Below are 22,454 nucleotides of genomic sequence, written 5' to 3' on the forward strand. Positions count from 1 at the left end.
TTATTTTTCCAGAACCATACGCCCCAGCTCGGAAATTTCACATCCGCCTTTTGTGCGGTGCACGATGAGATAACCGGCGGAAGAAAGCTCTCCGAGTACGGTGCGCAGAGCCGCTTCGGATACAAAGGTTTCTCCGTCGGCCAGTCCGTTTTTGATTGCCAGGCGGCCTGCTTTCGGATGCGTCGATACGAAAGAAAGAACCTGATATTGAAGGTCGGTGAGGGAAACGTCAGCCATCTGGCGGGAGCGGAGGTACGTCGGCAGATCGGAAAGCTGCAGCTTATGGCTGCTGTACCGGGTAAACAGGCTGCAGGACAGATTGTACAGCTCATGAATATTTCCGGGGTACGCATATTCCTTCAGAAAGCGCAGAAGCCCTTCCGAAAAGATCCGGTCGCAGGTCATATCGGTGTTGTGGAAAAACTGAAGCAGAAAGTAATTCAGAAGATCGGGAATATCCTCCCTGCGTCTGCGGAGCGGGACTGTCTGAAGCTCTGAAGTACTTAAAAGGTGAAAAAGTTCCCGCAGGAAGGTTCCTTTTTCTACTTTTTTGTAAAGGTTATCATCCGCAATAGCAATGATCCGCACATCGAAACGGCGGGTTTCCGGTGCGGAAAAGAAGTTACCATGAACATTGGTAAGAACATTGACCAGCAGATCCTGAATGGAAAGCGGAAAACGGTCCACCTGGGAAAGGACGAGTGTGCCATGGTTGGTTTCGGCAAGAAGCCGGAGCAGGGAGGCTTCGGTCAGATCATTTCCCGGAGAATGAAGAACGGAAAACGGATAATGATGGCGGCGCGAAAAATTGTGGATCGCACGTGCGAGTGTCCTGCGCTGTGTACCGCTTTCTCCCTGGATCAGAATTGGAAAATCAAAAAGTGCAAGATGTCTGGCCTGCGCCATCAGATTCTGGACGGAATCTGCGTGGGACAGGGAAAGTGAAAAGGTACGGGAGGAAGCAAAAAAAGTGCTTTCTTCCGTTTTTTCGTCTTTTGATACCGACATTTCCGTGGATCTGCTCTCGGGAAGAAACGCAAGAAAAACAGGTTCTGTATCCGGAAAAACCATAGAGAGAACGCTTAACGTGATCTGTGTTTTCTGATCCGAAAGGAGAATGGTCCAGTCACCGTTGCGGTCGAAAGCAGTGTCCGCGTAGGCAGGCGGAAGACATTCCGAAAAAGGCTGTCCTTCAAAGTTGGAGGAAGGAAGCGAGAAGGCATGTGCAAATTTAGCGTTCATGAACTGAATGCGGCCATCCGCACCAAACAGACAGATGCCAATGGGAAGAGAGAACAGGATCACCTGCATGAGCTGTTCGGTCTGTACATAATTTGTATAGTAAGTTTCTGAGGTCTTGACGGTGTGAAGAATCTGATTGACATAATTGCGCGATACACGGTTTACGGTCTGCAGAGGAATGTTGAAATATTCGCAGAGCTGTAAAATAGTGGAAATATCGATGATGCGGTTGCCAATATCCAGCACATTGGGAATGCGGGAAGGAACGAGCTGCGGCTCGCCGGCGGTGATGGCAAACTGAATGTCAGACTCGGTATCCTTGCATCCGGGATAAAACGGAACAAAGTCGTATTGTGTGATGCCGCATTCCTCAAGCTGGGAAATGATAGCGAGCGTGGAATATTTATCATCGTTTACCAGATAGACACGTTCGTGCGGCGGAATCTGAATGATTTTATCCAGGAACATATGGTTGAAAACGCGGTCGCAGGGGAGCTGCAAAATGGAGGAGTCAAGGGTAAGCGGAAAGGTTTCCATGGCGCGGACGGTTGGAAAAAGGACGCACTGGTATCCCCGGAAGAGAGAGGGGTCTGTGGCCTGCTCTCTTAAAAGGGTATTAAAGGTGAGATATTCACCGAGCACGGAGTGAAGATAAGACTGAAATTCGGAAAGCATTCGTTTCCGGGAAGAAATGATCAATACGTTGCCAAGCTTTTGTTTTCTGTTCATAAAGGGACCTCTTTTCCTGCTAAAAAGTGGTAATGGGTTAAAAATTAGGATAATTATATCATTTTTGACGAAAATAAACAACCTAAATGCAAAAAGACAAAAAAGAAAAGAAAAAATCAGGAAGAATGCTTTGACATAGTGACGCATTACATCTATAATACCGATTAAGCAAAGGGGCTGTAAAAAAAAGGTAAGGCATCTTTGCTCTTTTTTATATCATGGTTCTGTTATCTGTGAGAAGAAAGAACAAAGAAAACAGCAACACTTGCAGAAAAGGAGGAGACAACAATGAAAAAAAGACATGTAATGCGTGCTCTGGTTGCAGCAGCAACGGCACTGGCACTGACAGCATGTGGATCGACAGGTTCTTCTGACACAAGTAAGAGCACATCAACAGCATCTGCTGCATCGACCTCATCCGGTTCGGAAGCAGATACAGAGAATACCATCACGATTCCGGCAGGCGAGTCGGTATCCCAGGATTCTGATGTTACGGCAATGGTAGCTGTAGACTTTACCACTATGGATCCGATGGATACTTCCGATACACTTTCCGGTGGTGTACAGCGAATGATGATGGACGGTTTGTTTGGATTCGATGAGAATATGCAGATCATTCCGATGCTGGCAACCAGCTACGAAGCAAACGATGAAGCAACCGAGTATACGATCCATCTTCGTGAGGGCGTAAGCTTTACCGATGGAACTCCGTGGAATGCAGACGCCCTGATTGCAAACGTAAATAAATGGGCAGACAAGAGCCTTGGACTGAAACGTACTACATTCCTCTGCAATGTTCTGGATCATGCAGAGAAGATAGATGATTATACCGTTAAAATTTATTTATCACAGTCATTCGGTGCTTTCATCAGCAACCTGGCACATCCGGCTACGCTGATCATGAGCCCGAAACAGATTGAAGCAGGAGAAGATGCCTGTGCACAGGCACCGGTAGGAACCGGCCAGTACAAATTTGTTGAGTGGGTTGCCGGTGACCATATGAAGGTAGAGCTGAACAAAGACTGGTGGGGGTATGACGCAGACGTCTGCGGCGGAACTGCTCTGGCAGATGCAGATGCAGGATTTAAGAGCATCACATTCAAACCGGTTGCAGAAAGTGCTACCCGTGTATCTGCAGTTCAGGCAGGTGACGCACAGATTATGTGGTCTGTACCGACCGAAAGCGTTGACACCTTAAAAGGTGACAGCAACGTATCCGTTGGAATGGGCGACAGCATCACCGTATGGTACTTCTTCATGAATACACAGAAAGCACCGTTCAACGATGTTAAGGTTCGTGAGGCAATGGCTTATGCAATCAACAAAGAGGCATATATCCAGGTCGTTATGAACGGTTACGGTTCTGTGGCAACTTCTATGGTAGGAGAAGCAGTACAGCACTACAAAGGAAATGATCCGTATTCCTACGATCCGGAAAAAGCAAAAGAGCTGTTAAAGGAAGCAGGATATCCGGATGGATTTACCACAACACTGATGTACAGCAACACGACAGCAAATCAGAAAAAAGCAGAGTTCTACAAACAGCAGCTTTCTGAGGTTGGTATTGATCTGGAATTGAACGGAATGGAAAGTGCCGTTCTGAATGAAAAGGTTCAGGGAGCTGACTGCGCAGGAGCAGATGCCGAGGTTGACTGCTACTTAAGCGGATGGTCTACTTCCACCGGTGATGCCGACTGGGGACTTCGTCCGATGCTGGCAACCGAGTCTGAGCCGCCGATGAGCTACAATATCAGCTACTATGAGAATGAAAAAGTAGATCAGCTTCTCAAAGACGGTCTTGCAACTGCAGATGAAGACAAACGTGGTGAGATCTATGGAGAAGTACAGGATATCGTATGGAAGGATCTCCCGCTGCTCTGCATCGCAAACGATAAAAACATCTGGGCAACCAGCAACAACATTACCGGAGTATATCTGTTAGGCGATGGAAGCATCGGCATGAGAAATGCCAGAATGGCAGCCGAATAACGGCAGACTGAAACAAGGATATGAAAAAGACCCCGGCGTCCTTCCGTCAAAAGAGGGCGCCGGTTTCTTACAAACAGGAAAGCAGGCAGTGATCCGTGGGATTGTACCTGTAGGATAAGCATGAAAGTAGGAGATGCAATATGCCAAAATATATACTGAAGCGTATTGTGGGTACGATCCCCACACTGATTATTGTTGTTACATTTGTATTTTTCTTTGTCCGCCTGATTCCGGGAGATCCGGCGAGACTCGTTGCAGGAGAGCAGGCAACACAGGATGACGTAGAGGCAGTAAGAGAAGAGCTTGGCCTTAATAAATCCATTCCGACACAGTATGTTACCTATGTGACAGGACTTTTAAAAGGAAATCTCGGAACCTCCCTTCGAACAAAGCAGCCGGTTACAAAGGAAATTGCGGGAAGATTCGGAAATACCGTCCGTCTGGCATTTGTCACATTGCTGTGGAGCTCGGTTGTTGGTGTGCTCTTTGGTGTGTGGTCCGGAACACACCGGGGAAAATGGCAGGATTATACCGGAATGACGATTGCGGTCTCAGGTATTTCGCTCCCCTCGTTCTGGATCGGCTTTCTGCTGATTATGCTGTTTGCGGTAAAACTGCGAATTCTGCCGACAACAAGCGGAACAAGCCTGAAAAGTCTGATTATGCCGTCGATTACGCTTGGCGTTGGAATTGCAGCCGTGATCGCACGATTTACAAGATCCTCCATTATTGAGGTTTTAAAAGAAGATTACGTCAGAACAGCAAGAGCAAAAGGAATCAAAGAAAAGGTTGTGATCTGGAAGCATGTTTTCCGCAACTCCATGATCTCCGTCGTGACGGTTGTGGGTCTGCAGTTCGGCTTTCTGCTGGGAGGTTCTGTTGTCACAGAAACGGTATTTGCCTATCCTGGCCTTGGCTCCCTTCTGATTGAATCGGTCAATTACAGAGATTATCCGGCAATCCAGTCCCTGATTCTGATCTTTTCGCTGCAGTTTATCGTCATCAACCTGATTGTCGATATCCTCTATGCGGTTCTGAATCCGGAAATTAAACTTCAGTAGGAGATGAGTGGAATGAAAGAAAAGAAAAAAGTACAGACCGAGAACCAGGAGAGAATTAAAACTCCGTTTTCTGAGATGGTTCGAAAATTTAAAAAACAGAAAAATGCAGTAGTTGCGCTTTGTTTTATCATTTTTCTCATTTTCCTTGCGTTTTTCGGAAGCAAAATTGTGCCGTACGGAATCAATGAGTATGATTATAATGCGATTCTGCAGGGACCAAGTATGAAGCACCTGTTTGGAACGGATGAGTTTGGACGGGATCTGTTTTCCCGTATCGTCTGTGGAACCCGGATTTCACTTGCAGTCGGATTCGGCGCTGTTACGGTCGGTGCAGTCTGTGGTACCATTCTCGGACTTCTGGCCGGATATTACGGCGGATGGATTGATTCTATTATTATGAGAATCTGCGATGTCCTGTTTGCTTTTCCGGGACTGATTCTTGCAATCGCCATCGTGGCAATCCTCGGAAGCGGCATGACAAACGTTGTGATTGCGGTCGCTGTCTTTTCTACACCGACCTTCGCACGGCTTGTCCGAAGCAAAACGCTGACCCTGAAAAATTCCGTTTTTGTCCTGGCGGCACGGAACATCGGTGTTTCCGATGCGAGAATTCTGTTTCACCATATTCTGCCGGGAGCCATTCCGGACATCATTGTACAGTATTCCATGTCATTTGGATCTTCCATTCTGACGGCATCGAGCCTTTCCTTCCTGGGAATGGGAGCACAGCCGCCGACACCGGAATGGGGACTGCTTCTTTCCAACGGAAGAAACTATATGACGAGCGCAATGTATGTGACGATTTTCCCGGGTCTTGCGATTTTCCTTACCGTACTGAGCTTTAACCTGTTAGGCGACGGACTTCGCGATGCACTCGATCCGAAACTTTCCGATTGATAAGGAGGAGCAGAAGTGGCTACTGATAACGTACTTGAGATAAAAAATTTACATACGTATTTCTATACCGATGGCGGTGTGATCAAAGCAGTAGACGGTGTCGATGTGGAGCTTCGACGCGGCGCAACGCTTGGCATCGTAGGCGAGTCGGGAAGTGGAAAGAGCGTGACATCCCTCTCTGTGATGGGATTACTGGCCGGAACGAAAGGAAAAATTGCTGACGGCGAAATCCTGCTGGATGGCGATGACATTGTAAAGCTGACGAAGGAACAGCAGAGAAAGCTGCGCGGAAGCAAAATTTCCATGATTTTCCAGGAACCGATGACCAGTCTGAATCCGGTCATGAAGATTGGAGACCAGGTGGCAGAATGCGTTCTGCAGCACGAAAAAATATCAAAAAAAGAGGCACTGAAAAAGGCGGAAGATATGCTCCGGAAAACCGGTGTTCCGCGTGTGGAACATATGATGAAGGAGTATCCGTTCCAGCTTTCCGGCGGCCAGAGACAGAGGGTCATGATTGCCATGGCACTTGTATGCAAGCCGGAAATCCTGATTGCGGATGAGCCGACGACTGCACTGGATGTAACGATTCAGGCACAGATACTGGATCTGATGAATCAGCTGAAAAAAGAGACAGGTACATCGATCCTGTTTATTACACATGATCTTGGTGTTGTCGCAGAGGTCTGCGATGATGTTGCCGTTATGTACTGCGGCCGCGTGGTAGAGCGGGGAGATGTAAAAACAATTTTCGCCAATCCGTCCCACCCGTATACGAAAGGACTGCTGGGATCCATTCCGAGACTGGGAGACGCCGGAAAAGAACTGAAGTCGATTCCGGGTAACGTTCCAAACCCGAAATATATGCCGAAAGGCTGCAAATTTGAGCCGCGATGTCCATACGCTTCGGAAAAATGCCGCGAGGAAGAACCGGGATTTTTCCAGATCGAGGAAGGCCATATCAGCAGATGCTGGCTCTGCGAAAGCGGACAGCTCAAAACAGATCACGTAGAGAAGGCAGGTGACTAGGATGTCGGATACATTACTTAGAGTAGAGGATTTGAAAATTTATTATCCGGTTGCCGGAAGCGGATTTGGAAAAAAGGAATTCGTCAAAGCGGTAGACGGAGTTACCTTTGAGGTGAAAAAAGGCGAGGTATTCGGAATTGTAGGCGAGTCCGGCTGCGGAAAATCCACGCTGGGAAGAGGCGTCTGCAAACTGGAAAATCTGACATCGGGCCATGTGTATCTGGATGGAGAAGATATTACAGAGTACAATGACCGGAGAATGCGTTCCATCCGGAAAAAGGTACAGATGGTTTTTCAGGATCCGTATGCGTCCCTGAATCCACGGATGTCCGTTTTTGACATCATTGCAGAGCCGCTGCTGGTGCATCATCTGTATCAGGATAAAGCGGATCTGGAAAAGAAAGTGCTGGATCTTTTGCACCGGGTAGGACTGGATGACTACCATGCAAACCGTTATCCACATGAATTTTCCGGCGGTCAGCGTCAGAGAATCGGAATTGCCCGTGCACTTGCGGTAGAACCGTCTCTGATCATCGCAGACGAACCGGTTTCGGCACTGGATGTGTCTATTCAGGCGCAGGTTCTGAATCTTTTAAATGAACTGAAGCATGACCTGGATCTGACCTATATTTTTGTTGCACATGACCTGAGCGTTGTGGAATATATCAGTGACCGTGTCGGTGTTATGTATCTCGGCAATTTTGTGGAGGTCGGAGAAAAAGAGAAAATTTACAGCAATCCGATGCATCCGTATACGCAGGCACTGCTTTCCGCAGTTCCGGTTCCGGATCCGACGGCAAAAAGAGAAAGAATTCTGCTTGAGGGAAGTATCCCGTCCGCGCACAAGCCGCCGACAGGCTGCAAATTCCACACCAGATGTCCAAAATGCATGGAATGCTGTAAAACACAGGCGCCGGAGCGGTATGAAGTGGATGACGGACATTACGTATATTGTCATCTTTATGATAAAGAAAGAAGGGAACAGCAGAAATGAAGCTTTTTATCAGTGCAGACATCGAAGGATGTGCCGGAGTGGCGCTGACCGATGAAACGCATAAGAAGGAAAGCGTGTACCAGAAATTTGCAGAGGAGATGACCGAAGAGGTCGTTGCGGCATGCGAAGCGGCGCATGAAGCGGGGGCGGATGAGATCGTTGTAAAGGACGGTCATGGAGATGCATCTAACATTGACCCACTGAAAATGCCGGAGTATGTCACCCTGATCCGGGGAAAGAGCGGTCATCCGTACAATATGATGTATGGCATCGACGACAGCTATGACGGCGTGTTGTATCTTGGATACCATGCACCGGCAGGAGATCCGAATTTTTCGATCAGCCACACATCGACAGGAAACAGCCTGTATATCCATCTGAATGGAAAAGTGATGAGTGAGTGCATGCTGAACAGCTATACGGCAGCATCACATCACGTACCGGTGCTGTTTCTTTCCGGAGATGAAGAGATCTGCCGACAGGCCAAGGAACTGGTTCCGGGCATTACGACGGTGGAAACAAAGCATGGTGTCGGTGCGTCAACGTGGTGCAAAGCGAAAGAAAAAGTGATCTCCGAAATCCGGGAAGGGGTAAAAAAGGCAGTTACCGGACAGAAAAAAGAGTGTCAGGTGGCCCTTCCTGAGCACTTTACGTATGAGGTAACCTATAAAGACTGGAAAAAAGCGTACACGATGTCGTTTTATCCGGGAATGCAGAAGGTAGATACCTTCACAAATAAGCTGGAGACAGATCGCTGGATGGATATTGTCACAGCACACTGCTTTGTTGTATATTAAGAATATAAATCTGACAGAAACCCAAAGAAAAGAGGATAAAACAATGGATATAGAAATGTTTGGTAAGCTTTCCGATGCATTTGGACCAAGTGGATTCGAGGAGGATGTCATCCGTACCATAGCAGATTACTGCAAAGAATTTGATGTAGAAAATGACGCAATGAATAACCTGTATGTGCGGATGCCGGGAACAGAGAAGGATTCCCGTCCGGTCATCCAGCTGGATGCCCATCTGGACGCATGCGGTTTCATGGTACAGAATATCCAGGACAACGGATGCCTTGGCATTATTATGCTTGGCGGCTTTCATCTGACCAGCCTTCCGGCACATGCGGTATGGATCCGCACCAGATCCGGAAAAATGGTACATGGTATTATCTGTGCAAAACCGGTTCATTTCATGACAACAGCAGAACGCAACAGCCAGACTCTGGAAATTGAAAAAATGTATGTGGATGTCGGAGCAACCAGCCGCGAGGAGGTTGAAAACGTTTTCGGAATCCATATCGGTGATCCGATGATGCCGGATGTAACCTTTGAATACGATGCAGAGCATGAAATCTGCTTCGGAAAAGCATTTGACAACCGTGCCGGCTGCGCGTGCATCGTAGATACGATGAAACAGCTGGAAAAGGAGCAGGCTTCTCTTGCAGTTAATGTGGTCGGTGCCTTTGCGGCGCAGGAGGAGGTCGGAACTCGCGGTGCTGTGGTAACGAGCCAGATTGTAAAACCGGATCTTGCCATTGTATTTGAAGGATCTCCTTCCGATGACTTTTTCATCAGCGCAGGACAGGCACAGGGCTGCATGAAGAAGGGTGTTCAGATTCGTATCCTGGACAACAGCTATATTTCCAATACGCAGTTTATTTCACTGGCCGAGGAAGTGGCAGCAAAATGCGGAATCAAATACCAGGAGAGTGTAAGAAGAGGCGGAAGTACAAACGCAGCAAAAATCAGTGTGACAGGAAAAGCAGTTCCGTGTCTGGTGCTTGGTGTTCCATCCCGCTATGCGCACAGCCATTATAATTTCTGCGCAAGAGAAGATCTTGAAGCGGCAAGTGCGATGGCAGCAAATGTGATCCGGGCTTTGGATGAAGAAAAAATCCGTCATATCTGCCATCAGGATGTACTGTAAAAAAATCGGATAACGAAAGAAAAAGAATGCCGGAAGCGGGTTCACAGGAAAGGTGAAGCCGTTTTCGGCATATCTGGTAAAAAAAGGAGAGTTTACAAGTGGAAAAACCGATCATTGGAATCTTGGGAAATACGTATAAAACACAGCCGGGACTTTTTTCAAGTGCGGAGAGAATGTATGTCAACAGCGATTATATCGAATCAGTTCTGAACAACGGCGGAATTCCGATGGCAATTCCGGCAGTTGCCATGAAAGCGGATCCGGAAGGCATACTTGCTGTGTGCGACGGAATTCTGGTTCCCGGCGGAGAGGACTTAAATCCGTGGTATTATGGAGAAGAGCCAAAACCGCAGATCCAGACCATCCGCCCAGAGATCGACGAGGCATGGTTTGCACTTGGACGGGCAGCAAAAGAGATGGGAATGCCTATGCTTGGCATCTGCAAAGGAATTCAGTTTTTAAATGTCCTGTGCGGCGGTGATCTGTACCAGGATATCTATACACAGAAGGAAACTACAATTCTGCATCTGCAGTCCCTGGAGCGGTCGTATCTGCATCACCATGTAGAAATTAAAGAGGGAACCCATCTGGCAGAAATCCTTGGGGCGGGAACCCATGCGGTAAACTCCATGCATCATCAGGCAGTGCGTACGCCGGGAGAGGACATCGTGGTTTCAGCAACGGCGCCGGATGGAACCATCGAGGCGATAGAAAGCCGCAACGGACAGATTGTGGCCGTACAGTGGCATCCGGAAGGGCTGATCCACTCAGCGCCGGAGATGAACCGCCTTTTTGCGGATCTGGTAGAAAGAAGCAGCAGATACAGAGAAAAAAGGTAACGATTTGGAAGCATGTAAAAGGAAAGAAAAACCGGGATGGGGCTCTGAACCGTTACGAAAAAATAAGAATGGATAAGGATGCGATTCCAAAAGCAGAGAGAGGGAATCGTTCGGGAGGCAAAAAAAGAATGAACAGAACAATAAGAGTATCGGCGGCGGGTGATATTCTGATTATGAAACGGCTTCTGCCGGGGTATCAGGATGTTTTGCCGATTCGCGAATTTCTGATGCAGGGAGAAGTCCGGATGGCAAATCTGGAAACAACGATATCGGACGGCAGCTGTTACGCATCGGCGTATTCCGGCGGAACATGGCTGACGGCAGATGCGAAGTGTCTGGAAGACACCCTGCGTTACGGTTTTAATTTTCTTGGAATTTCGAATAATCATACGATGGATTATTCCTACGAAGGACTTGCATCTACGATCCGTGAACTGAAAAAAAAGGATGTGGCGTATGCCGGAGCAGGAAAAAATCTTTATGAAGCATCACGTCCTGCCATTCTGGACACAACGGCGGGACAGATTGCGGTGATTGATATCTGTTCTACCTTTGAAAATGCAGCCAGAGCGGGAAGCCAGACGGAACGACAGCCGGGCCGGCCGGGCTTAAATCCGCTGCGCTTTTCGGAAAAATATACCATTACGGAAAAACATGCGCAGGATCTTGCAAAGATTGCGGAGGTGACCGGAATCAACGGACTGCGGGATCTGCATCGGCAGGAGGGATTCATAGCTCCGCTTCCCGAGGGTGTCATGGAATTTGGCGGGAAAATGTTTGAAATCAGCAAGGACGGAACAGAGGGAAGAAGCTCCAGCCCGAATCCGATCGATGTGAAACGCACCGTCGATGCAATCCGGGAAGCGAAGATGACATGTGAGGCAGTCCTGGTTATGGTACATTCACATGAAATCCGTAAGGACAATGACGAGGAAGCGGATTATTTTCTGGAGGAATTTGCACACGCCTGTATCGATGCGGGAGCCAGTGCGGTGATCGGGGGCGGAACGCATCAGCTGAAGGGAATCGAACTGTATCATGACTGTCCGATTTTCTACTGCCTCGGAAATTTTATTTTTGAAAATCAGTATGTACGCCTTCTGCCTGCGGACTACATGGAAAAATATGGTCTGAATATTCACACGGCAGCATCCATCGGAATCGCCAGGCGGCAGGAGCAGTCCTCACATTCCCTCTACGAAATTCCGGAGGTCTATCGGAGTGTGCTGCCGTATTTCGAGATCTGTCAGGGAAAATGCACACATCTGGAGCTTCTGCCGGTCGAGCTTGGTATGGACAGGGAAAACGCAGAAAAAAATATTCCGTACGTGGCAGACGAAAAAACAGCAGAAAAAATTGCAGAATATCTCACCCGCGTGAGCAAGAGATATGGAACAGAATGGGAATACAAAGAAGGAAGGATTGTACTTCATGCGTAAAAAATGGGAAATAGAAGAGGAATACCGAAACTTTTGCCGGAACAACAAAGAACTTGCGCTGCAGACGCTGCGGGAGCTGACACTGACCCCGACGGAAACGGGAAAAGAGGATCAGAGAATCGCATATTGCATGGAATGGATGAAACAGCAGGGCATGGAGTCGGTTCATACGGATGAGCTTGGAAATGTAATCTGGGAGTATCGGCCGGAACAGGAAAAGAAGGTTCTGTATACGGCGCATCTGGACACTGTGTTTTCGCTGGAGGAGCCGCTGGAGATTAAAGAAGACGGAATGATCTGGCGTTGTCCCGGCATCACAGACGATACCGTGAATGTCGTGATGCTTCTGATGGCAGCAAAATACGTTCATGAGACAGAGCCGGAGCTTCCATGCGGTCTGATTTTTGCAGCGGATCTGGGAGAAGAAGGGCTTGGCAATCTGTGCGGAGTTCGCGCGCTTGTCGACCATTATGAAAAAAATCTGTGTGGAATGGCAGCCTTTGACCTGTATCGGGATAAAATGTATCCCATCTGCATCGGGTCTGTCCGGTATCGGATTTCGGCAAAAACAAAGGGCGGTCATTCTTTCCTGAATTTCGGAAGAAAAAATGCCATTGCAGAGCTTGCGGGTCTGATCGGAGAGCTTTACCGTTTTCAGACGGATGCAGCATCTCATACAACATACAATGTGGGAAAAATAGAGGGAGGAACCTCTGTTAATACGATTGCGCAGGATGCCTCCATGCTGTTTGAATTCCGTTCGGAGGATTACCGGAGTCTGGAAGCCTGCGAAACATATCTGGAGCAGACCATAGCAGCACGCCAGAGTGAGGAGGTACAGTATTCCTGTGAGCTCGTCGGAAAGCGGCCGTGCGCAAGAGAAACCGATCCTGTCCAGATGGCACGTATGACGCGGTGTGCGCAGAAAACGCTGAAGGCAGCCGACGGGGAAGAGCCGGTATGCTCTGAGGCATCTACAGACTGTAATATCCCATTGTCGCGGCATATTCCTGCCATCTGTGTCGGTTTCTGCCGGGGCGGGGGAGCACATACCAGAGAAGAATGGCTTGATGCCGCCAGTGTAGAAGATGGCATGTGTGCAGCCGTAGCACTCGTATGCCGGCTTCCGTGGATGTGCTGCGAGAGCAGAGTCGTTGTAAGGGACGGGATAGAGGACCCAAAAGAGAAAGAGGAAATCCGGCGGCTGCTGGAGCTGTGCGATCAGGATTTCGTTCCGCCGCTTTCCCACCGCAACAGTACATCCCAGACGAACTGGGCCGAGACAGAAGAAAAGACGGATGGAATTGCAGAATATCTGGAGAATATCTGCAGTCAGCATGTGGTGTTGTGGAAGGAAGAGGGAGTCGTGCGGGCCTTTATGACCTGGAAGGATCATTTTAACTGTGAAAATCTGGAAGCATATCCGGATTCCTGCTATCTGACCACCCTCTGCGTCTGGCCGGATTACCGCGGACAGGGAATTTCGGAGGTAATGTATGCAGAAGCAGAAAAGGACATCGCGGCAAAATTTCCGGGAAGCCGGATTACTCTCCGTACCTGGTCCACGAACGGGGCCCAGGAGCATATCCTGGACAAGCTGGGATATAGTCTTGTCCGGCGGCTGAAGGATGACAGGGGAGAAGGAATTGATACGGTTTATTTTGTAAAAAAGGAAGAAAACGACAGATGACATGGTGCTTGCAAATCGCAGCTGGAAGTGTCATAATCGGAAGCATAAGACAGCAAAAGGAGGGCTATAGCTATGCCTTGTACAACCATTTTAGTTGGAAAGAAAGCATCGTATGACGGTTCCACCATGATCGCGCGAAACGACGATTCCGGTGCAGGCCATTATACATCGAAAAAATTTGTAGTGATTCACCCGGAGGAGCAGCCGAGAACCTATAAAACCGAGATTTCTCATCTGACCATTGAGCTTCCGGACAATCCGATGCGGTACACTGCAGTGCCAAACGCAGAAAAAGGCGAGGGTGTCTGGGCGGCAAGCGGCGTGAATGCAGCGCAGGTCGGTATGACTGCGACCGAGACAATCACATCGAATCCGCGTGTGCTGGGTGCTGATCCGCTTGTCGTTTATCAGCCGGCGGAAGACGGAAAAGAAGAGGTTCCGGGCGGAATCGGCGAGGAGGACCTCGTTTATATTGTTCTTCCTTATATTAAAAGCGCCAGAGAAGGTGTCAAAAGACTGGGCAGCCTGCTGGAGCAGTACGGTACATACGAGATGAACGGCATTGCATTTCAGGACCACGATGAGATCTGGTGGCTGGAGACGATCGGCGGCCATCACTGGATGGCAGTGAAAGTGCCGGATGACCATTATGTGGCCATGCCGAACCAGCTTGGCATCGACCATTTTGATCTGGAGGATGCACTCGGCGAACAGAAGGAATATATGTGCTCAGCAGACTTGAAAGAATTTATTGAAACATATCATCTGGATCTTTCTATGGATGGAAATTTTAATCCGCGCGATGCTTTCGGAAGCCACGATGATTCCGATCACGTTTACAATACACCGCGTGCCTGGTTCATGGAGCGCTATCTGAACCCGCACACGAAAAAATGGGACGGACCGGATGCCGATTACACACCGGTATCTGACGATATTCCGTGGATGATGGTTCCGGAGAAGAAGATCACCGTAGAGGATGTGAAATACGTACTGTCCTCCCACTATCAGGGAACACCGTACGACCCGTATGCCGCATACGGCGATAAATCGTGGAAAGGGGCATACCGATCCATCGGTGTCAACCGGACCGATTTCCTTTCTGTCATCCAGATGCGCCCGGATCACAAAGGAGACAACGGCATTCTGCAGTGGATTGCATTTGCGTCAAATGCATTCAATGTGCTGGTTCCGTTCTACACCGATGTGACGACAACACCGGAGTATCTTTCCAACACAACGGGAGAGGTTTCCACAGATAACTTCTACTGGGCAAGCCGCATGGTGGCAGCAATGGCAGATGCATCCTATAAGTCTTCTATCTTCCACATTGAGCGGTATCAGGAAAAGGTGATGGCAAAAGGCCATGCACTGATCCATCAGTACGATGCGCTGCTTGCAGGGGAGACAGACGAAACAAAACAGACACAATTGAGAGAAGAAGCAAACAACAAAATCGCTGAAATGCTGAAAAAAGAGACGGGTGCAACACTGCACAAGGTACTCTTTGAACTCAGCAACCAGATGAAAAACGCGTATTCCAGATCGGATGCGTAAGGCTTTTTAAGGGAAAGAATAAGAGAATGGTTCTGCGCGCAGGAAAAATTGCGCGCAGAATCATTTCCTGTCCGGAACCGCCTCGAACAAACAGGGTGTTACAGTTCGCCGGACACCGGTGAACGATACGATCCTGATAAAAAATCTCAGCGTACTTTGGTGAATTTTGTTGACAACAGGCAGTTCCTGTGCTACAATAAACCAGCGACATGGAAGAAGGTCTTTTTTTTATGCCTGAAATTGCTGAAGTACGAGCAGCAAAAACAGGGCAGAAATGAAGAGACCGCCGCTGATCCGCAAGGATCACAAGCGATAACGCAAATACACAGTGGAGGTGGAAGTCGTGCGCGTAAAAATCACATTGGCATGTACTGAATGCAAACAGCGTAATTACAACATGACAAAAGAGAAAAAGAACCATCCTGAGAGAATGGAGACAAAGAAGTACTGCAGATTCTGCAAAAAGCACACAATGCACAAAGAAACCAAATAATCTTTGGTAAGAGGTGATCCAATGGCAGAAACTGAAAAAAAGGCATCCAAAAAGAGCTGGTTCAAGGGCTTGAAAGCAGAGTTCAGAAAAATCATCTGGGTTGACAACAAAACGCTGGGCAAGCAGACCGTTGCAGTCGTAGCGATCTCTGCAGTAACCTGCGGGTTAATCACCCTGGTTGACAGCGCTGTAATCGAGTTCGTCAATTTATTGATCAAATAAGGATAAAGGTGTCAGAATGTCAGAAGTAAACTGGTATGTAGTCCACACCTATTCGGGCTATGAAAACAAAGTAAAAGCCAATATTGAGAAAACAATTGAGAACCGTCATCTTGAGGATCAGATTTTGGAAGTACGTGTTCCTATGGAAGAAGTTGTTGAAGTCAAGAACGGAACCAAGAAACAGGTACTCCGGAAATTGTTTCCGGGCTACGTTCTGATCAACATGATCATGAACGACGATACCTGGTATGTTGTCCGCAATACCAGAGGTGTTACGGGCTTCGTAGGACCGGGATCCAAGCCGGTACCGCTTACGGATGAGGAAATGGTGAACCTTGGAATCACCGGTGGTGAGGAAAAGGTTGAGCTTGACCTTGAAGTCGGCGATGCAGTCGTTGTAACAGGCGGCGCATGGAAGGATACAACCGGACTGATTCAGAGTATCAACGATACAAAACAGATGGTTACCATCAATGTTGAGCTGTTCGGCCGCGAAACGCCGGTAGAAATAAGTTTCGCAGAAGTCAAGAAGATGTAAGAAATGCCCCAGGGGCGTTTCGTGGGAGGGAAATTCCCGCAATTACCACATTTATTTAGGAGGTGCCGTAAAATGGCAAAGAAAGTTACAGGATATATCAAATTACAGATTCCTGCTGGTAAAGCAACACCAGCACCACCGGTTGGACCTGCACTTGGACAGCACGGAGTAAACATCGTACAGTTTACCAAAGAGTTCAACGCAAGAACAGCAGATAAGGGAGACCTGATCATCCCTGTAGTTATCACTGTATATGCAGACAGAAGTTTCAGCTTCATAACCAAAACTCCTCCGGCAGCAGTTCTGCTTAAGAAAGCCTGCAACCTGAAATCTGGTTCCGGCGTTCCGAACAAAACGAAAGTTGCTACTATCTCTAAGGACAAAGTTCGTGAGATCGCAGAGATGAAGATGCCAGACCTGAATGCAGCAACTGTTGAGGCAGCTATGAGCATGATCGCAGGTACCGCAAGAAGTATGGGTATCGTTGTAGAGGACTAATTTAGAAGAAGAGTTTACATCTTCTCGTATTGACGTGGGAGGGAGATTCCCGCAACTACCACCAGGAGGTTATTAGACAATGAAACATGGTAAGAAATATTTAGAGGCTGCAAAAGCAGTTGATCGTAGCATTCAGTACGATCCGGCAGATGCTATTTCCACAGTTAAGAAATTAGCTACTGCTAAATTTGACGAGACAATCGAAGTTCACATCAAAACTGGTTGTGACGGACGTCACGCAGACCAGCAGATCCGTGGAGCAGTTGTTCTGCCGCACGGTACCGGAAAACAGGTTCGTGTACTTGTTTTCGCTAAAGGCGCAAAAGCTGATGAGGCTGTTGCAGCAGGTGCAGAGTTCGTTGGAGCTGAGGAGCTGATCCCGAGAATCCAGAACGATGGCTGGTTTGATTACGACGTTGTTGTTGCTACACCGGATATGATGGGTGTTGTTGGTCGTCTGGGCCGTGTACTTGGACCGAAAGGTTTAATGCCAAACCCGAAGGCTGGTACCGTAACTATGGATGTTACCAAAGCCGTTAAAGAGATCAAAGCAGGTAAGATTGAGTATCGTCTTGACAAAACAAACATTATCCACGTGCCAATCGGAAAAGCTTCTTTTACTGAGGAGCAGTTAAGCGACAACTTCCAGACGCTGATCGGTGCAATCAACAAAGCAAAACCGGCTACTCTGAAGGGACAGTACCTGAAGAGCGTTACTCTGGCTCCTACTATGGGACCTGGAGTTAAGGTTAATACTTTGAAGCTTGCATAATAAATGAAATACTGAGAACCCCCGGGGCTGTAATGGCTCCGGGGGTTCTTTGCGTTGAAAAACGGACGCAGGGGAAAGGCGAATTCCGATTCCTTAAGAAAGAGCTTTATTTCAATGGGAAATAATTGAAAAAGATCAAAATAGTGTTAGAACATGAAAATTAAGATCAAGTATTCTGCCCGAAATGTTAGTATAATACTAAGTAGAAAGCAAACGAAAACAGCAGAGCCCGCGTGCGCTTATGGGGCGGCGGGGGATGGAAAGGGAGGTTTTTATGCAGTATTTTGAAAAACAGGGAAATGCGCTGATTTTCCGGCAGGATGGGGAGACGGTCCGAATGGAGCCGTGGCAGAAGGACAGTCTTCGGGTGAGAGGTACGCTTCTTTCGGAGATAGAAGAGGGAAGCATTGCACTGCTTGATCCGGAACCGGTGGAAGCGGAAATTGAGCTGGTGGATGAACTGAAAGCGACGATCAAAAACGGTAAAATCCAGGCGGTTCTCGAGCTTCAGCCGTGGGGACAGAAGCTGCGGATTACGTTCCTGAATCAGAAGGGCGAGGTGCTGCTCTCCGAGATCGCGAACGGCGGAGCGCTCTGCCTGCGCGCACACGATTACCGTGCATTGAAGGGCGGCGCTTATCAGCTGAAAGTATCCTTCGATTCCAACCCGGATGAGAAGATTTACGGTATGGGACAGTATCAGCAGGAGCGAATGAACCTGAAGGGATGCAACCTGGAACTGGCGCACCGCAATTCGCAGGCGAGCATTCCGTTTTATGTATCGAGCCTTGGCTACGGCTTCCTGTGGCACAATGCAGCAGTCGGTGAGGTTCATTTCGGAACAAACACAACGGAATGGCTGGCACGCACCACAAAGCAGCTCGACTACTGGGTAACCGCAGGTGATACCCCGGCGGAAATTGAAGAGCACTTTGCAGATGCCATTGGTAAAGTTCCGATGATGCCGGAGTACGGCCTTGGCTTCTGGCAGTGCAAGCTGCGCTACTACAACCAGGAGCAGGTTCTGAACGTGGCGCGCGAGTACAAAAAACGCGGCATTCCGCTGGATGTTTTCGTGATCGACTACTATCACTGGCCAAGATGCGGTGATTACCGTTTTGACGAGGAATACTTCCCGGATCCGAAGGCAATGATCGACGAGCTGCACGAGATGGGCATTGAGACGATGGTTTCCATCTGGCCGCAGATCGACTGGAGAAGTGAAAATTACGAAGAAATGAAACAACAGGGACTTCTTGTGAAGAGTAATGCAGGTGTTGATGTTCAGATGCTGTTCCATGGAAATAATGTCTTTTTGGATGCAACGAATCCGAGAACGAGAAAGTATGTCTGGGAAAAAGTAAAGAAAAACTATGCAGATCTCGGCATCCGCACATTCTGGCTGGATGAAGCAGAGCCGGAGTTCTCGACGTACGAGTATGAGTGCTACCGCTACGCCGCAGGCCCGGTGGAAGAGATCGGAAATATTTATCCAAGAGAGTATTCCCGTATGTTCTACGAGGGCCAGAAAGAGAGCGGCCAGGAGGATATCGTCAACCTCGTCCGCTGCGCATGGCTCGGAAGCCAGAAATACGGAGCCCTTGTGTGGTCCGGCGATATTTTCTCAACTTACGAGGACTTCCGCAAACAGATCTGCGCAGGCCTTCATATGGGACTTTGCGGCATTCCGTGGTGGACAACCGATATCGGCGGATTCCACGGCGGTGTGACCGAAGATCCGGACTTCCAGGAGCTGCTTGTGCGTTGGTTCCAGTTTGGTACCTTCTGCCCGGTTATGCGTATTCACGGAAACCGAGGACCGAGAGAAGAAATCATCAACAAGGCTGGCGAAGTGCGTGAGGGAACCGGAGCTGACAACGAGGTATGGAGCTTCGGAGAGAAAAATTATGAAATCCTGACAAAATTCATCGGTGTCCGCGAAAAAATGCGCGATTACACGAGAAGCCTGATGGCAGAAGCACACGAAAAAGGAACACCGGTCATGAGAACGATGTTCTATGAGTTCCCGGAGGATGCAGCATGCTGGGACATCTCCGATGCTTACATGTTCGGCTCCGACATCCTTGTAGCACCGATTGTCCGGGCAAAAGCAACGAGCCGTACCGTTTATCTGCCGGCCGGTGCGTCCTGGACGCTGGCAAATACCGGTGATGTTTATGAGGGCGGAAAAGCCTATGAAATTGAGGCGCCGATCGAAACACTGCCGATCTTCCTGCGCAACGGAAAACAGGGATATCTGGTGGGAGAGATCTGATAAATCACAGAGCAGTTGTTTGGTTATGGGCAGGCAGCCAATGCGGATTGCAGATAGCTGCATGAAAAAAGAAAAGGAAAAGGGAAAAGCATTCCAGAAGATCGATAAGATCCAAAGGAATGCTTTTCCGATGTTATAAATCAATCACGGATCCGAAAAGGGGATTTTAGCCTTGTTCCGCATATGGGCAGGCGGACAGAAAAACTTACGGAAGCGGATGGCCTGCCGCCAGATACAGCTCATACCATTCTTCCCGCGTCAGCGTAATAGCACATGCCGCGATAATCTCTTTCAGGCGGTTTTCGCTTGCCGTACCTGTGACAAGCTGCATATTTGCCGGGTGGCGCAGAATCCACGCTGCCGCAATCGTGGTATCACTGACGCTGTATTTTTCGGCCAGTGCACGGATTTTCCGGTTCAGTTCCGGGTACTCGTCGCTTCCAAGAAAACATCCTTTCCATGATGGCATCTGGAACGGAGACCATGCCTGCAGGGTAATATCGTGCAGACGGCAGTAATCGAGCAGACTGCCATCGTGGTCAACCGAACCCGGTGTTTCCATGTTCACTTCCATGCCATTTGCAACAAGGTTGGAAACCGGAATGCTGAACTGTACCTGATTGGCAACGAGTGGCTGGCGGACATATTTCTGCAGCAGTGCAATCTGCATCGGCTTGTGGTTGGAAACACCGAAATGGCGGACCTTTCCGCTCTCAAACAGAACATCAAAGGCGGCAGCTACATCTTCTGGTTCTACGAGCGCATCCGGCCGGTGGAGCAGCAAAAGATCGAGGTAATCCGTCTGCAGACGTTTTAAAATACCATCGACAGATTCCAGGATGTGGTCTTTCGACAGATCATAGAAGCCCTGGCGGATGCCGCATTTGGACTGGAGAAAAATATCCTCCCGTTTCAGGGACGGATCGCCGGAAAATGCCTCACCGAACACAGTCTCGCTCATGCCGCCGCCGTAGATATCCGCGTGATCAAAGAAATATGCGCCCTGCTCCAGAGCGGAGTGGATAAAATGATTCATCTCGTCCTTCGATTTTTCGGAAAGCCGCATGCATCCGACTGCAATGGAAGGAACTTTTCGCAGGTGATTGCCTAAAATTGTTTCTTTCATAGTAGAATTTTCTCCTTTGCAATGCTTCTGTATTCGCAGAGGTTTTCGTAAAGCAGGCGTGGAAGGACTCTGGAAGTACAGAAAGAATAGTAATTACGTTGCTTTTAATATATCATTTAAGTGCACTTGAAAGTCAATGGTTTTTGAGGGAAAGAGAATAAAAAAATCGCCGGAATCGATCAGAATTCGACCAGAACACAGAAAATCCGTATTTTGTTAACAAAATCGGAACAAAATCGACAACAAAGTTTACTTGCATTTTCAGAAAAATGATGTAAGATAGGGGTATTCGAAAAAAAGATCCGACAGGATCTGTGAAGTGGTATTGAATCAGATAATGGAGGTTTTGCGATGGATGCAAAAATAATAGCCGGAATCCTGGCCGCGGGAGGCGCAGCCTTAGCTGTCGGCGGCATATATAGCATGAATAAGAAAACAGGTTATTTTAAAAAGGGAAATTCCGTCCGATACGATGTTTCCCGTATTCCGTTTAAAAAAACAAGTCCGTTAAAAGGAAAAACAGTTGTATTTTTGGGATCCTCCGTGACGAAGGGCTTTGCTGCCCACAACAATTCGTTTGCGGAGTACATAGCGAAGAAAGACAGCTGTACCTGCATCAAAGAAGCGGTCAACGGAACCACGCTGATTGATAATGGTGAGGATTCCTACATCGAGCGTATGCGCGACAGGCTTGATCCAAAGCAACAGGTGGATCTTTTTATCTGCCAGCTGTCCACTAACGATGCAACACGCAACAGCCCGCTCGGTGAAATTTCGGAATCCCGCGATCTGGAGAGCTTCGATGTCGAAACTGTCTGCGGCGCGATTGAGTATATCATTGCATATGCAAAAGAAACGTGGCATTGCCCGGTGATGTTCTATACGAATCCACAGTATGATTCCAAGCCGTACGCGAAGATGGTAGAGGCGCTTCTGAAAATTCAGGAAAAATGGCAGATCGGTGTGATCGATTTCTGGAATGACGAACAAATCAACCGTGTTTCCCCGGAAAAACGAAAACTGTATCTTCAGGATCCGATTCATCCGATGAAGGCCGGCTATGCCGAGTGGCTGGTGCCTGTGATGGAACAGCGGATTGGTGAATATCTGGAACAGCAGGTATAAGCAAAGA

At 48.4% G+C, this 22,454-nt stretch carries 20 protein-coding genes; 18 read left to right on the forward strand and 2 right to left on the reverse strand.

Annotated features, from left to right (window positions below):
* Positions 1 to 1,971, reverse strand: coding sequence for a sigma 54-interacting transcriptional regulator (locus DW743_RS00180; RefSeq protein WP_158568569.1), 1,971 nt, complete (start codon positions 1,969 to 1,971; stop codon positions 1 to 3).
* A gap of 288 nt (positions 1,972 to 2,259) precedes the next feature.
* Here DW743_RS00180 and DW743_RS00185 point away from each other — a divergent pair, with 288 nt between their 5' ends.
* The 17 genes from DW743_RS00185 to DW743_RS00265 all read left to right on the forward strand — a co-directional run bounded on the left by DW743_RS00185 (position 2,260) and on the right by DW743_RS00265 (position 20,196).
* Positions 2,260 to 3,960 (forward strand): glutathione ABC transporter substrate-binding protein, encoded by a 1,701-nt coding sequence (locus tag DW743_RS00185; protein WP_117761728.1) that lies wholly within the window; start codon positions 2,260 to 2,262, stop codon positions 3,958 to 3,960.
* Positions 3,961 to 4,100: 140 nt separating this feature from the next.
* The gene (locus tag DW743_RS00190) at positions 4,101 to 5,021 is read left to right on the forward strand and encodes an ABC transporter permease (RefSeq protein WP_022463233.1); all 921 of its coding nucleotides are present in this window, start codon (positions 4,101 to 4,103) and stop codon (positions 5,019 to 5,021) included.
* Between the two features lie 12 nt (positions 5,022 to 5,033).
* A complete protein-coding gene (locus DW743_RS00195; RefSeq protein ID WP_055226724.1) occupies positions 5,034 to 5,918 on the forward strand; it encodes an ABC transporter permease subunit in 885 nt (294 codons plus the stop codon).
* 15 nt (positions 5,919 to 5,933) lie between these two features.
* Positions 5,934 to 6,947 carry an ABC transporter ATP-binding protein gene (locus DW743_RS00200; RefSeq protein ID WP_117761727.1) on the forward strand — a complete coding sequence of 338 codons (1,014 nt, stop codon included), beginning with the start codon at positions 5,934 to 5,936 and terminating at the stop codon, positions 6,945 to 6,947.
* Between the two features lies 1 nt (position 6,948).
* Positions 6,949 to 7,941, forward strand: a complete 993-nt coding sequence (locus DW743_RS00205) for an ABC transporter ATP-binding protein (protein WP_055219243.1) — start codon at positions 6,949 to 6,951, stop codon at positions 7,939 to 7,941.
* Positions 7,938 to 8,738, forward strand: a complete 801-nt coding sequence (locus DW743_RS00210) for a M55 family metallopeptidase (protein ID WP_117761726.1) — start codon at positions 7,938 to 7,940, stop codon at positions 8,736 to 8,738. Before DW743_RS00205 ends, DW743_RS00210 begins: the two co-directional genes overlap by 4 nt.
* A gap of 43 nt (positions 8,739 to 8,781) precedes the next feature.
* Positions 8,782 to 9,873 carry a M42 family metallopeptidase gene (locus DW743_RS00215; RefSeq protein ID WP_117761725.1) on the forward strand — a complete coding sequence of 364 codons (1,092 nt, stop codon included), beginning with the start codon at positions 8,782 to 8,784 and terminating at the stop codon, positions 9,871 to 9,873.
* 98 nt (positions 9,874 to 9,971) lie between these two features.
* A complete protein-coding gene (locus DW743_RS00220) occupies positions 9,972 to 10,712 on the forward strand; it encodes a gamma-glutamyl-gamma-aminobutyrate hydrolase family protein (RefSeq protein ID WP_117761724.1) in 741 nt (246 codons plus the stop codon).
* 128 nt (positions 10,713 to 10,840) lie between these two features.
* Positions 10,841 to 12,151, forward strand: a complete 1,311-nt coding sequence (locus DW743_RS00225; protein ID WP_158568568.1) for a CapA family protein — start codon at positions 10,841 to 10,843, stop codon at positions 12,149 to 12,151.
* Entirely contained in the window at positions 12,144 to 13,841 is a 1,698-nt protein-coding gene (locus tag DW743_RS00230; RefSeq protein ID WP_158568567.1) for a M20/M25/M40 family metallo-hydrolase, read from the forward strand. Before DW743_RS00225 ends, DW743_RS00230 begins: the two co-directional genes overlap by 8 nt.
* Positions 13,842 to 13,913: 72 nt before the next feature.
* Complete coding sequence (locus DW743_RS00235; protein WP_117761721.1) at positions 13,914 to 15,398, forward strand: C69 family dipeptidase; 1,485 nt, start codon at positions 13,914 to 13,916, stop codon at positions 15,396 to 15,398.
* 343 nt (positions 15,399 to 15,741) lie between these two features.
* The gene (rpmG, locus tag DW743_RS00240; protein ID WP_055219257.1) at positions 15,742 to 15,891 is read left to right on the forward strand and encodes a 50S ribosomal protein L33; all 150 of its coding nucleotides are present in this window, start codon (positions 15,742 to 15,744) and stop codon (positions 15,889 to 15,891) included.
* A 21-nt stretch (positions 15,892 to 15,912) separates the two neighbouring features.
* The gene (gene secE / locus DW743_RS00245; RefSeq protein WP_022463243.1) at positions 15,913 to 16,113 is read left to right on the forward strand and encodes a preprotein translocase subunit SecE; all 201 of its coding nucleotides are present in this window, start codon (positions 15,913 to 15,915) and stop codon (positions 16,111 to 16,113) included.
* 16 nt (positions 16,114 to 16,129) lie between these two features.
* Positions 16,130 to 16,651 (forward strand): transcription termination/antitermination protein NusG, encoded by a 522-nt coding sequence (gene nusG / locus DW743_RS00250; RefSeq protein WP_022463244.1) that lies wholly within the window; start codon positions 16,130 to 16,132, stop codon positions 16,649 to 16,651.
* 72 nt (positions 16,652 to 16,723) lie between these two features.
* The gene (gene rplK / locus DW743_RS00255; RefSeq protein WP_022463245.1) at positions 16,724 to 17,149 is read left to right on the forward strand and encodes a 50S ribosomal protein L11; all 426 of its coding nucleotides are present in this window, start codon (positions 16,724 to 16,726) and stop codon (positions 17,147 to 17,149) included.
* Positions 17,150 to 17,228: 79 nt separating this feature from the next.
* On the forward strand, positions 17,229 to 17,921 hold the full coding sequence (rplA, locus tag DW743_RS00260) for a 50S ribosomal protein L1 (protein ID WP_022463246.1): 693 nt from the start codon (positions 17,229 to 17,231) through the stop codon (positions 17,919 to 17,921).
* A 274-nt stretch (positions 17,922 to 18,195) separates the two neighbouring features.
* Positions 18,196 to 20,196, forward strand: coding sequence for a glycoside hydrolase family 31 protein (locus DW743_RS00265; RefSeq protein WP_117761720.1), 2,001 nt, complete (start codon positions 18,196 to 18,198; stop codon positions 20,194 to 20,196).
* A gap of 205 nt (positions 20,197 to 20,401) precedes the next feature.
* Here DW743_RS00265 and DW743_RS00270 read toward each other — a convergent pair whose 3' ends face one another.
* Positions 20,402 to 21,322, reverse strand: coding sequence for an aldo/keto reductase (locus DW743_RS00270; RefSeq protein WP_117761719.1), 921 nt, complete (start codon positions 21,320 to 21,322; stop codon positions 20,402 to 20,404).
* 351 nt (positions 21,323 to 21,673) lie between these two features.
* On the opposite strand from DW743_RS00270, the gene DW743_RS00275 reads away from it, so the two are divergent.
* Positions 21,674 to 22,447 carry an SGNH/GDSL hydrolase family protein gene (locus DW743_RS00275; protein ID WP_117509910.1) on the forward strand — a complete coding sequence of 258 codons (774 nt, stop codon included), beginning with the start codon at positions 21,674 to 21,676 and terminating at the stop codon, positions 22,445 to 22,447.
* Positions 22,448 to 22,454 lie beyond the last annotated feature (7 nt).

The sequence above is a fragment of the Blautia sp. AM28-27 genome, from assembly GCF_003480905.1.
GTDB lineage: Bacteria > Bacillota > Clostridia > Lachnospirales > Lachnospiraceae > Fusicatenibacter > Fusicatenibacter saccharivorans.